The sequence below is a fragment of the Aneurinibacillus aneurinilyticus ATCC 12856 genome (assembly GCF_000466385.1).
GTDB lineage: Bacteria > Bacillota > Bacilli > Aneurinibacillales > Aneurinibacillaceae > Aneurinibacillus > Aneurinibacillus aneurinilyticus.
This window is the reverse complement of record NZ_KE952668.1, coordinates 1-12303: the sequence shown is the minus strand read 5'-3', so window position 1 is coordinate 12303 and position 12303 is coordinate 1. Positions and strand designations below refer to the sequence as shown.

General features: G+C 42.6%; 11 protein-coding genes and 1 pseudogene. 10 read left to right on the top strand and 2 right to left on the bottom strand.

Features of this window, described 5'->3' with window-relative positions; genetic code table 11:
• Positions 1–194: 194 nt before the first annotated feature.
• From HMPREF0083_RS01570 to HMPREF0083_RS01525, 10 genes are all read left to right on the top strand, one after another.
• Positions 195–1562, top strand: coding sequence for a sigma-54 interaction domain-containing protein (locus HMPREF0083_RS01570; protein ID WP_051354498.1), 1368 nt, complete (start codon positions 195–197; stop codon positions 1560–1562).
• Positions 1563–1696: 134 nt separating this feature from the next.
• Entirely contained in the window at positions 1697–3298 is a 1602-nt protein-coding gene (locus tag HMPREF0083_RS01565) for an amidohydrolase (RefSeq protein WP_021619178.1), read from the top strand.
• A 98-nt stretch (positions 3299–3396) separates the two neighbouring features.
• Positions 3397–4683 carry an NAD(P)/FAD-dependent oxidoreductase gene (locus tag HMPREF0083_RS01560; protein ID WP_021619177.1) on the top strand — a complete coding sequence of 429 codons (1287 nt, stop codon included), beginning with the start codon at positions 3397–3399 and terminating at the stop codon, positions 4681–4683.
• Between the two features lie 13 nt (positions 4684–4696).
• Positions 4697–6169 carry an aldehyde dehydrogenase family protein gene (locus tag HMPREF0083_RS01555; RefSeq protein WP_040301128.1) on the top strand — a complete coding sequence of 491 codons (1473 nt, stop codon included), beginning with the start codon at positions 4697–4699 and terminating at the stop codon, positions 6167–6169.
• 45 nt (positions 6170–6214) lie between these two features.
• Complete coding sequence (locus HMPREF0083_RS01550; protein ID WP_040301127.1) at positions 6215–7621, top strand: MATE family efflux transporter; 1407 nt, start codon at positions 6215–6217, stop codon at positions 7619–7621.
• 57 nt (positions 7622–7678) lie between these two features.
• On the top strand, positions 7679–7960 hold the full coding sequence (locus HMPREF0083_RS01545; RefSeq protein WP_040301129.1) for a cupin domain-containing protein: 282 nt from the start codon (positions 7679–7681) through the stop codon (positions 7958–7960).
• A gap of 299 nt (positions 7961–8259) precedes the next feature.
• Complete coding sequence (locus HMPREF0083_RS01540) at positions 8260–8766, top strand: hypothetical protein (protein ID WP_040301126.1); 507 nt, start codon at positions 8260–8262, stop codon at positions 8764–8766.
• 2 nt (positions 8767–8768) lie between these two features.
• Entirely contained in the window at positions 8769–9356 is a 588-nt protein-coding gene (locus tag HMPREF0083_RS01535; protein WP_051354497.1) for a hypothetical protein, read from the top strand.
• 67 nt (positions 9357–9423) lie between these two features.
• Entirely contained in the window at positions 9424–10221 is a 798-nt protein-coding gene (locus HMPREF0083_RS01530; RefSeq protein ID WP_021619171.1) for a hypothetical protein, read from the top strand.
• A gap of 106 nt (positions 10222–10327) precedes the next feature.
• A complete protein-coding gene (locus tag HMPREF0083_RS01525; protein WP_040301125.1) occupies positions 10328–10744 on the top strand; it encodes a hypothetical protein in 417 nt (138 codons plus the stop codon).
• Between the two features lie 152 nt (positions 10745–10896).
• Here HMPREF0083_RS01525 and HMPREF0083_RS27765 read toward each other — a convergent pair.
• Both HMPREF0083_RS27765 and HMPREF0083_RS01520 read right to left on the bottom strand, forming a co-directional pair.
• Positions 10897–11028, bottom strand: a pseudogene (locus tag HMPREF0083_RS27765) (winged helix-turn-helix transcriptional regulator); the annotation flags it as partial.
• Between the two features lie 234 nt (positions 11029–11262).
• Positions 11263–12174: a DNA-3-methyladenine glycosylase family protein gene (locus HMPREF0083_RS01520; RefSeq protein WP_021619168.1), complete on the bottom strand. Its 912-nt coding sequence runs from the start codon at positions 12172–12174 to the stop codon at positions 11263–11265.
• Positions 12175–12303 lie beyond the last annotated feature (129 nt).

Here is a 12303-nt window from a genome sequence, read left to right as displayed (position 1 = left end):
TCGTCAGGTTTTAAGTGGTGGGTAGTTCACTGTATCGAATACAGTGCCAGTGTCTTGAACAACAAGGGTATATTTTTCTTTAAATGATGGATACGTAACATACTGCAAGATGGATTCTCCTACTCGATTGAAGAAAGCGGAAGGGGATGTTATGTTATTCGTGTACAATCTATGAAGCGGGGAGGTTATGGAGCGTGGTTATCTCAAAAGAGTGGGATACATTGCTTGATCTGATCTCGGATGGCATTATCATTACAGACCATGAAGGAACGATCCTGAAAGTAAATAAAGCGTATGAACGAATTGTCAGCATAAAACCGAAGGCGTTGGTTGGCAAAAACATTAAGGAGATGGTCAAGGATGGGACGATTCCCGAATCCAGCACGCTGAAGGTTTTGCAGACAAAACAGGAGGTGACATTATTTCACGAAAACAACGAAAAAGATCTGCTCTACACCGGCACACCGATGTTTAATGAACGAAATGAAATCGTAGCGGTTGTCAATTGTGTTCGCGACATGCGGGAATTGAACGAGCTAAAAAGAACCGTTACACAAATAAAACAGGTAAATCAGGAGTATCGGGAACAGCTTGATTATTTTCATGGGCGCGAGAGTAAGATTGATGGGCTTATTGCTGAAAGCAGGGAAATGCAGCACGTGTTAACATTGGCAACCAAAGTTGCACCGCTTGATTCCGTTGTGATGCTTCGCGGCGAATCTGGTGTCGGCAAAGAGGTGATTGCGAAGTTTATTCATACCCACAGCAAGCGGGTTTCTGAAGCGTTCATCAAAGTAAACTGCGGCGCCATCCCAAAAGACCTGATGGAGAGCGAATTTTTTGGATACGAGACAGGGGCGTTTACCGGTGCAAGCAAGGGAGGAAAACCGGGCTTTTTTGAATTGGCCGATAAAGGCACGCTTTTTCTGGATGAAATCGGTGATATGCCGCAGGAGTTGCAGGTGAAACTCCTGCGGGTACTAGAAGATCGAGAGTTTCGCCGAATTGGGGGCGTAAAAACGATTCGCTCGGATGTACGCATTATCGCTGCAACCAATCAACCGTTAGAAGAACTGGTGGAGCAAAAGAAATTTCGTAAGGATCTGTATTACCGCCTTCAGGTGTATCCGATTGTGATTCCTCCTCTGAGGGAGCGAACAACGGATATCCCGCATTTGATCGAGTATTACTTGAATACGTTTCAGGAAAGACATGGAACACCTACCCGTATTAACCCCGAAGCTATTTACATTCTGTCGCAATACAAATGGCCGGGAAACATCAGAGAAGTCATCAATCTGCTAGAACGACTAGTGATTATCTGCTCTAACAGAGAAATTTTACCCGAACACTTGCCGCGAGAAATAACGGACTGCCTTCATTTGATCAAACCCGTACATTTTAAAGAACAGTTGGAGTGGATAGAGTTTCAGGAATTACAACGGGCGTTAGAGCAGCATGGCTCTACAAGAAAGGCATCCGAGTCACTTCAGATGAGCAAGACCACATTTATTCGAAAGCTAAAAAAATACGAAGGGCGATTCAAGATGGACCACAAGTGAACTAGTTCGGACCAAAAATGGTCCGATTTTTTATTGTTTCTTCCGATTTTATAATAGACTGAAGACTTAAAATATTGGCATGAGTTGTGCAAAGATAACAATATAGCTTTCTAAGAAAGTAAGGGGGTTTAAGAATGCCAGACATCGTGTTTCTTCATGGCGAGGTTATTACAGTAGATGAACAGAATCGAATAGTAGAAGCGATTGCAGTCAAAGGGAATCAGATTATTGCCATCGGTACCTCAGAGGAGATTGAGCGACTTGTTGGTCCTCAAACAACCGTCATTAATTTACAAGGGAAAAGCCTGCTGCCAGGGTTTATCGATTCCCATTTGCATCTTTCCGCATACGGCATCGACAAATTGGGGATAAGCTGCAAAGCTCCCCACATTCAGTCGCTGCAGGATATTTTTCATGATGTGCGTGAAAAAGCAGCCGAGCTTCCGGCAGGAAAATGGGTGCGGGCATGGGGTTTCAATGAGACTAAAATTGCAGAGCAACGATATCCGACCAGGGAAGAACTGGATCGGATTTCAACGGAGCACCCGATTATCATCGTACGTGCGTGTAACCATATCTCGGTGGTGAATTCAAAGGCGCTGGAAATCCTTGCGATTCAAAAGGATACACCTGATCCCAAAGGGGGCATGATTGAACGTAACGACGAGGGAGAGCTTACAGGGCGTTTGATTGAAACGGCCCATTTTCGAATCGTCAAGGAAGTAGCCCATTCTGAAGAAGAGATGTTCCACGCCTTGGCGCTCGCGTCTGCCGATTATGTAGCAGCCGGAATTACCAGTATCCACGACGCAGGCTGCAATGACTCCGACAGCTTTCGGGTCATGCATCAGGCGGTTCGGAACGGCCTAGTCAAAGTGCGCATTTACGCAATGGTCTGCGCGATGGACAGCCCCGAAGCATTTTTGGAAAGTATGATTGCTGCCGGGATGGCGACGGGTGTGGGGGATGATCGGTTCAAAATTGGACCGGCGAAGCTGTTCACGGATGGCAGTAGTAGCGGACCCACCATCGCTACCCGTAAGCCGTATACAAGCAACCCGAAAGATTACGGCGTCCTGTACTACACACAGGAAGAATTGAACCGGCGATTGGGAGAAGCCCATAAAAAAGGATTCCAGATTACGGCCCACGCGCAGGGAGATCGTGCGATTGAGATGGTGTTGAATTGCATTGAGGCCGCTCTACAGGAGCATCCTCGTCCAGATGCCCGTCCTCGTATCGAACACGCCGGAATTTCGGAGCCGGATCTGGTTGAGCGAATGAGTCAGCTTGGTGTCGTACCGATACCCAATCCTGCCTTTTTCTACGAATATGGAGAGGGATATGTACATAACTATGGTGAGCGGGTGAATCAGATGTATCCGCTGCGGGATTTCTTTGAGAGTGGTATCGTTGCGGCAGCCGGCTCCGACAGTCCGGTGACGGATTATCGTCCGTTGTTCGGAATCCAGGCAGCAGTTAATCGGAAAAGCAAGCAGGGACAGGAAATTGGAACCAACCAAACTGTTTCTATACTGGAGGCGATCCGAGCCTATACGTGGAACGGAGCCTACGCCAGCTTTGATGAACACCGCAAAGGGAGCATCGAGGTGGAAAAACTGGCCGATCTGGTCATCCTGGATGGAAGCATTTTGCAAGCCGATCCCAATAGCATCGCCGATCTTTCTGTGCATATGACGATCATTGATGGGGAGATCGTCTATCAAGCTGGGTAATATCAAGGAAAAATAAGGTAAAGCAAAGAGTATTACCGATTGAGAAGAGATAGTGTGAGATTTTTGTAATTCTCTTTCAAATAACTCAGGAAAAAGGAATGGATAAAATGGATCGAATGGATACGCTCTCATTGTGGACAGCGACTGCAAATAGCTATGAGAAAGGAAAAACGCTAGAAGGAAATGAAGAGACGGATGTTGTTGTTATTGGTGCAGGTTTCACAGGTCTTTCCTCTGCTTATCATTTGCAAAAGCTAGGAAAGAATGTCATTGTCCTAGAGCAAGAAACGATTGGATACGGCGCCAGTGGTCGCAACGGCGGGATGGTATTGCCAGGCTATAAGCCAACGATGCAGGAGCTTGCCAAAAAGTATGGTTCCGATGAGGCTAGACAGCTAAACAATCTCTCCTTGTTTAGTATTGAACTGGTTAAAAAAATGATTGACGAACATGAAATCAACTGTGACTTCAGAAATACAGGTCATATTGTAGCAGCTTACAAAGCCAAGCATTTTGAAGGATTGAGACTTGAAAGCGAATACGTAAACAAAAATTTTGGGTACGAAACAAGGGTGCTTGATCGCAGTCAATTGCATCAAGAGATCGATTCCCCACTTTATCATGGTTGCTTAGTCGACAACATGAGTTACTCGTTCCAGCCACTGAATTATGCCATTGGTTTAGGAGAAGCAGCTAAATCAATCGGTGCAAGAATCTTTGAGCATTCTAAAGCATTATCGATTGAGTATCGTCAAAACAGTGTGAAAGTTGCAACAGAAAAAGGTGCTGTTACTGCGAAAGACATTATTGTAGCGACAGATGGTTATTCAGGAAAAATCATGAATGAACTGAACAAAGGCGTACTGCCAATTTCGGCACGTATTATTGCTACTGAACAGCTTCCAGAATCATTGTTGAATACCGTTATTCCTAAAGATCGCATGGTTTTTGATACAAGTAGTTTTCTTTACTATTTCCGTCGTACACCCGATCATCGAATCGTATTTGGCGGTGGCGATATTCGTCCAAACTTAGGTGATGGCGTGTATCAAAAAGTTTACGATGCGATGGTAAACTTGATGCCGAAACTGGCAGGAAGCAAAATTGAATACCGTTGGGGTGGATTTATTGGGGTTACAATTGATACATTCCCGGTCATCGGCAGATCTAAAGAAGGCGCATATTTCGCAACCGGTTATACGGGCCACGGTGCTTCTCTCTCGACATTGTTCGGCAAGTTATTGGCACAATGGATCGTTACGGGGAGTGCAGGTGGATATCGATTTGAAAAGGAACGCCTCAAATCATTCCCGTTCTATAATCAGAAAACGATGCTGGTAAATCTAGCACATATTGGTTTCAAACTGCTCGATATTATTGCGTAAAGGAGAGTTGGTTATGAAAATTAACATGTTTATTGATGGGAAATGGGTAGAGGCGTTATCCGGTGCTAGAAGAGACATTATCAACCCTGCAACCAGAGAGGTGATCGCATCGTCTGCTGATGGATCAGCAGACGATGCGAAAATGGCAATCAAAGCGGCTCGTAAAGCGTTTGACAGTGGGATCTGGTCGAATTTATCAGCTGATGAAAGAGCTGACTATCTCTATAAGATTGCAGACCGTCTTGAAGAGAAGGCAGCTGAAATTGCACGTTTGGAAACCGCAAATAACGGTAAGGTGATTCGCGCAACAACCTATGTGGATATTCCGGTATCGATTGAATGTTTCCGCTATTATGCTGACTTGATCAAAAGCATAAAAAAGGAATCTTACACGCGTGCTGATTCTTCGGAAACAATTATTATTCATGAACCAATTGGTGTTTGTGGACTTATTGTACCTTGGAACTTCCCACTTATGCTAGCTGTTTGGCAAATTGCTCCTGCGCTTGCCGCAGGGAATACAATTGTAATTAAGCCAGCAGAAATCACCCCTGTAAGCGCATTCAAATTATTTGAAATTATGGAGGAAGTCGGACTTCCGGCCGGAGTGGCAAACTTAGTATTGGGACCTGGATCAAAAGTTGGGAATGAGCTTGCCGAAAGCCATGATGTTGACAAGATTGCTTTTACCGGCGGAACAAAAACAGGTCAAAGCATTATGCGTGCAGCTGCGGGCAATATCAAAAAAATCACACTTGAACTAGGTGGTAAATCTCCACTTATTGTGTTCGACGATGTGGATTTTGAAACGGCAGTCGAGAATGCGATGTTTGGTATTTTTCACAATGCCGGGCAAGTTTGTTCAGCTGCCTCTCGTTTGCTTGTACAAGAGACCATTTACGATACGTTTGTTGAAAGACTGGCCGAACGTGCAAGCAAAATTGTAGTTGGCAACGGGGAAAGCGAACATATCGAAATGGGAGCCCTTACAAACGAGTCACATATGAATGAAGTTTTACATTATATCAGGACCGGAATCGACGAAGGTGCAAAATTAGTTTGTGGCGGTAAGCGCTTGACAGAAAATGGGCTTGAACGGGGATTTTTTATTGCGCCAACGATCTTTGCTGATGTAAACGCGGATATGCGTATTGTTAAGGAAGAGATTTTTGGTCCAGTCCTTGTTGTACAGAAATTCAAAGATGAGGAAGATGCCATCCAAAAAGCGAATGATTCCATTTATGGATTAGCCGGTGCTGTATTTACTAAAGATATGGATCGAGCCAAACGTGTCATTCGTAAATTGCGTGCGGGAATTACTTGGATTAATAGTTATCACCTCGCTTATGTTGAAGGTCCTTGGGGAGGATATAAGCAAAGTGGAATCGGCAGAGCGTTGGGTGCTGTTGGGCTGGAGCACTTTATGGAAACAAAGCAAATCAATATCCATCAGCATGCCAAACCTGTAGGTTGGTATGCGAATTAATTGAGCCTAACTTGCTGTATGAATTATTTATAGGGGGATATGCTCATGGAAATAGCAGACAACCGTCCGTCACCGAAGACAGAACAAGTAGAAGCAATGAATAAACCAGCGTATGATTCAATGCTAGGAACCAAAAGTATTCCGTTACTATATTTACGGTTTGCTTTGGCAGGAATTATGGCTAACGCGATTCTAGGAGTTGTAGCGGTTGTCGATGGCTATTTCGTCAGCGGATTTCGGGAGCTGGAAGTCGAAGGGATCGGAATTGGGTTTACGATCATGGTGATTACCCGTATGCTGGGCGTTCTTTTTGGTGTGGGAGCCGGAGCGGTCATTTCACTTCGACTTGGAAAAGGGAAGATCGAAGAAGCTAGAGGTATTATGGGACAAACCTTATGGTTTACTCTTTTCTTCTCCATTTTATTAGCTGTACTTGGATTGGTCTTTGAAAATCAAATTATGATCTTATTCGGAGCAAGTGACGAAGCGCTTCCCTATGCGGTGCAATACAGCCGTCTATTATGGATTTCATTGCCATTAACAATATTGGCCGTTGTATTAAGCATTTTAACCAATATCGATGAAAAACCTGTATTATCAATGAGCAGTTGGTTAGTCGCAGCAGTTGTTGCCGGGATTATAGAATGGATTATGGTAGCGAAGTATGACATGGGGATGATGGGTTCCTCATGGGCCAATACGATTTCGCAATCAATCCCTGTTTTACTGATCTTTTATTTCTGGTTCGGCAAAACAAAGCTTAAACCAAAAATAAAAGATATGATAATTAATCTAAAGACGATCGGTGAAGTGACTTGGACAGGCTTTGCGCCTTTCTCGAGTCAGTTCATGATGTTTTTTGCCATTATTTTCTTCAACAACTTACTGCAAAGCTATGGTGGTGGGCTACATGTTGCTGCTTTCACGATTCAAAACGGTTACATTACAAATTTGCTTGCCTTAGTAGCGCTCGGTGGGATGACAGGACTTCAACCGATCATTAGTTACAATTACGGTGCAGGCAACTTTGATCGTGTTAAACAAGCTATTAAGATAGGACTCATTTTTACAGTTGCCTTCTTTGTAATTGTGACGGCCATACTGATCATTTTTGCCGATCCAATTGTGTCATTTTTCTCCAGTGGTAATCCTGAATTGCAGCAACTGGGCATTTGGACAACAATTGTATTCAATTCCTTGTTCACGCTTAATGCGGTCAGCTTGCTTATCTCCGGCTATTTCGAATCACAAGAGAGAAATTGGTCCGCAACGTTTATTAATGTTAGTAAAATGTTGTTGTTCACATTTCCATTCATGTTTATTTTCCCTAAATATTGGGGAGTTGATGGTTTATGGTATTCTACTCCAGCTTCGGAAATCCCAGGTGTTCTCGTTGCTATTTACTTTATTAGAAAAGAGTTTAAGCATTTGAAAGAAACAAAACTAGCGTAAGCATGCCGATATGATTTAATACTTCAAAACTACCTACAAGGAAGAGAGATGATCATCATGTTTTTTGCGAAAAAACTTACAGCTGAAGAAGCACAACAATTAGGTGTTGACACATGGGAACCATGGGTAGGCGAACCGAATAAAGGAACATGGCATGTAGAAGAGCAGGAAGTTTTCTATGTGACAGATGGTGAAGTTTTTATTACTGTTAATGGAGAAAAATATCATATTACAAAGGACTGGATCGTTTCCTTGGCTAAAGACCTTGTCTGTGAATGGGATTGTCCGGAATTTTTGAAAAAGAACTATAAAATGAACCATGAGATCAATTTGAAATAATGTGAAATTGAGAACGGTGTCTAGTACTAAGCAATTGACTAATACTGTGTTCCAACTTCTCTAGCTACTTGTTGTAAGGTACTCGATGATAAAGAATGCTGAAGTTCCTCCACAAATAATCGTAACTTTTGAGATATAGAAGTAGTCATAAAAAATGCGCCATCCTTTCTATGGGTCATAGAGAAAGAGTAGCTGATTTATCAATATGAATGATGCATAATGTCCCCAATAAAATGGTAAATTTGCAGGATTTCGGTAGAGCACGATCTAGGGCAGAATGAACGGAGGGGGGGCTATGTGTGACTGATTTTAATGCGGAAGTCATATCGGGGTATTCGATGGGTAATGTTGTTTTGGGAAGAAATATATCTGAGTATATCGATGAACTATATTCGCGGCACAAGGTTGAGCTTAAAGAATATTCCGTTCCGGATGGCGAGGTAAGATCTGCGTATACATTGGATGACACTATGACAATTGTAGTGGATTCTAGTGGCCTGATCTTCTCTATTGGTTGCAATCAAAGTTATACGGGGCGCTATAAGGAGTGCTTGTATCCCGGGCAATCCATGAGGGGTATAATCGGGCTGACATCCAGGCAGCGTATTTTTAATGGATCGCTGATCATTGATGATGACTTTGGATTTTCTTTTGTAATTCCTCCGCCTTATGATGAAATTGCTGATGCAATGGATCACATGCCGCTCGATTTGATTCTTAACGAAATCTATGTGGCTAACTTTTCTTCTTGGAATCCCAATAATAGCGGAGCAAGATTTTTGCACGAAAGGAAGACAAAGAGGTGAAAATGAATTCTCAAGTGCTTTCTAGTCAAACGATTGAGCTTGAAAAGGATCAGGTAAGTATTTTGGGTCCGAAACTGGAACTGCATGATTGCACCGTAATTTCGGAGGCTGATGGGCGAGGTATGGCTTTTCCAGGACTGAGGATGCATGGAGGAGTTTTCGATCAAAAGCAAGCCTTAAGGGACTTTCATTTTCAGGGTGTACATTTTTTACGCGTCAGGTTTATGGGCAAGTATATTGGCTGTGATTTTGGTGACTGGGAAGACATGGACAGATCATCCGTGTCAGAGTGCGATTTTTCATCTGCACGCATGCACGATTGCCGTTTGTTGAATTGTGACATGAAGGGAATTCTTATTCCCAAATGGCCGTGCTTTTGCTTGTTGAATCCGGCGGAAGCTCGGGATTTTGTGATCTTACAACAATGGCCGAAAAAAATCGGTCTGATTTTGGATATTTATACGGATTCGGACCGGGAATGTGTCGCTGTGCTTGGTGATGCCGGTATGTTGGCTAAGGAAAGCGGGTTGCCGATGAGCGAAATACGCGAGCTCTTGCAAACCATTCCCGGTCTTCATATTGTTGACTAAGGCTGTTTGAAGAAGAAAATTACGGAGCGGCATTTTGAGCGAATCAGGAATATTGGAGGCTAGGTATATGTGTACGGCACTAGCCATGTATGACACAAGTGAAGTCACTCCAATGGAGGCTTGCAATGCAGGCGAGTCTTTCTTTGATGCTATCGGTGCAAGGATTACAACTGCCGGGTACTATACATACAAAAATGATGAAGATGGACTCTATGTTGATTTGATAGAAACATCACTCTCCGATCTCAAGTGTAAAATAACCTCAAAAGAAGTTAGTGCATTTCGATTATATAGTCAACAAACTGGCTATTCTCCTTGGTTTGCATCCTTCGGGTACATGACCGATGAGTTTGGCAGCTTTCATCACATTGATGCTCAGTGTGCCGTGCCTATTGACGGTATTTATGAAAATTTCATCGGATTTGTGGAGGATGTATCGAAGAAAATCAGCTATCCGTATGGAATCGTGTATGCTGCTCCAAAAGTGGTAGATGCTTTTTACTATGCGGAGGGCGAGAATCTGATCAAATTGTTTCCATATGAGGATACGAGGATTTTTAACAAAGAAACTCCTGGGAGATGTAAAGGGAAGGTTCGTTACAGGGGGGATATGCTGAGAATGATATATCCTTGCAATATGATAAACGAAAACCATCTTCAAATAAAAATTCAAGGCATGACACTTGGAGAGTGGATTGTCAAAGAGCGGGGCCGCGGCTCTCTAAGGAAAATAAGCAATGATTTGTGGCTTTGGGAGGTTGGAAGAGATGATATGGAAGGCGTAAGCAAATGCTGCGGAGACGCCGGAATCCTGCTAGCCTGGAAGCCGCCTTTTCCAACAAAGCCATCCAGAACTTTGCCTTAGAGTTTTCGCCGAATGAATATCGCCAAGTGAGGATTTGTCGGAATAAGGAAAGAAATACAATTATATCATGTGCGTTAGGAATATCCGGTACGATGGGGGAGATATTATGTCCGTAATACATGCCTACCTTGCGAAGTCATCCAATCCTTACTCCTATGAGCGTCTTGCTTCTGAGTTAAGCGCCTACTTTGATTTTGAAACAAAGAACGGACTGGAATTTGGAGAATCAGCAAATCCGTTTACGAAACAGAAATACTTGATTCTTCGTTGGCCGGGTTGGAATTTTTCGGCGCATTTTGAAACTGGTCATAATGTAGCTACAGATGCAAATTACGTTGCAAGTGTCACCATGGATTGTCCGCCTGAAATCAAAGACTGTGCCGAACGCATCCGCTTCGTATTCTCGCCTGATAAAGGACGGGATTTCACGGATCATATCATTTGGGCGATAGACTATTTGGTGGCGATACCGGGCGCAATTATTTTTAGCGAAAGTCAAGAAGCAATCATTCATTGCTGGTAATGAGGAAAATTCATGTGGCGGCTTCAAATCAAATAGGATCGGGGAGATGACGGTGCAACTTTTAGATACCACCCATGCCGAAATTACTGCGCTGTGTAAACAAGGCGATGATTTGGTGAGAGCAGGCAATCTTGAGGCGGGCAAGAATAAGTACGTCGAGGCCCCTCGACGCCGAGATGATAAATAATGACGACCTTCCACTTGCCGCTACTGATGGACAGCGTCAGTTCTTTCTCGCAGTTGAATTGCTTATAGAAGAGAACAAATAACCCCTCTTTTTTCAGAAAATAGGCCGTATTTTGGAAGAACCGGGACTTCCAGATAGCCTAGGGGTTCTAATCTAAGAGCTAAAGCCAATCCCCATTGAAGGCAAACAGCGCCTTTTAAAAAGCTCATCTTATACTTGTCGTCCATAAACAATGTGCTTGTATATTTATATACGAATAATTAATGAAGGGATAAGGTTTTAAAGTGCGTCCCCTTTTTATTGAGTACAGTCCGGTTTGAATTGTAATTATTCAGTAAAGGACACGCCATAAATAAAAGGTAGCGTATGATTCCCAGTTCTTCCATGGAATTGATATTTCCAAGATTTCATCTTTCATAGGCTTTCGGTCCATATTACGTAATATTTTTATCGAATTAATTAGACCCACATCATCGATTGGAAAAGCTGTCGGGAATCGAAGGCAGCGCATTAGAACATAATTGGCTGTCCAAGGACCGATGCCTCGTATCTTAATTAAGTTTTTTTCAGCATCTTTAAAGTTCATTTTCATTAATTGTTCCTTCGATAATTCTTCACTTGCCATTAACCTCGCAATCCCAATGATATATTCACTTTTTTTTACAGTCATTTTAATATTTGCTAGATCGGCAGGTGTTAAATGTGCAATTCGTTCGTAGGATGGGAAAATCCAATATTTTTTACCGTTCCATTCGATGAAATCACCAAATGCTTCTACAAATTGCTTCTTTAATGAGTATGCGAATGCTAAGTTAATTTGTTGTCCTAAGACTCCCCAACATAAAGCTTCAAATAAGTCGGGAATGCTAATAACTCGCAATCCATAGAATTTTTGGGCAGGCATTTTAAGTAATGGATCTGCTTTTGCCATTTCATAAAATGGAGTTAAATCATTATTAAGATCAAACCATTCACGAATATATTTAACAATCTCTTCTCGTTGCCACTCTTCAGTAGGTCTCGAATCACTTGGAAACTGAACAACCATCTGCTTATTATCAATTACGCTTACCTGTACCAAGAACCGAATTTCTCCAATGGCTATGACTCTTGTAATCATACTGTTCTCTATTTCATACATGCATTCATTTTTTTCTCTTGCTAGGTAGCTTAGGTTCGTATTCATGTCAAACTCTTCAGGTAATGTGATAATAATTTCATCATTGACTTCATGCCTTATCACTTTTTCATTCTCCTCACCTTATTACGATTCCCTATATGGTTTTAAAATAATTTGAAACAATAACGTATACTAATGGAAGTTTTACTTTATCACGTCTGTTGATTATCCATAAGGGGGAAGAAAGAAGGT

What these genes read in the sequence shown, in the direction of transcription:
- HMPREF0083_RS01565 (WP_021619178.1), top strand. Translation starts at nt 1,697, where the DNA reads ATGCCAGACATCGTGTTTCTTCATGGCGAGGTTATTACAGTAGATGAA.
- HMPREF0083_RS01560 (WP_021619177.1), top strand. Translation starts at nt 3,397, where the DNA reads ATGGATAAAATGGATCGAATGGATACGCTCTCATTGTGGACAGCGACT.
- HMPREF0083_RS01555 (WP_040301128.1), top strand. Translation starts at nt 4,697, where the DNA reads ATGAAAATTAACATGTTTATTGATGGGAAATGGGTAGAGGCGTTATCC.
- HMPREF0083_RS01550 (WP_040301127.1), top strand. Translation starts at nt 6,215, where the DNA reads ATGGAAATAGCAGACAACCGTCCGTCACCGAAGACAGAACAAGTAGAA.
- HMPREF0083_RS01545 (WP_040301129.1), top strand. Translation starts at nt 7,679, where the DNA reads ATGTTTTTTGCGAAAAAACTTACAGCTGAAGAAGCACAACAATTAGGT.
- HMPREF0083_RS01535 (WP_051354497.1), top strand. Translation starts at nt 8,769, where the DNA reads ATGAATTCTCAAGTGCTTTCTAGTCAAACGATTGAGCTTGAAAAGGAT.
- HMPREF0083_RS01530 (WP_021619171.1), top strand. Translation starts at nt 9,424, where the DNA reads ATGTGTACGGCACTAGCCATGTATGACACAAGTGAAGTCACTCCAATG.
- HMPREF0083_RS01525 (WP_040301125.1), top strand. Translation starts at nt 10,328, where the DNA reads ATGTCCGTAATACATGCCTACCTTGCGAAGTCATCCAATCCTTACTCC.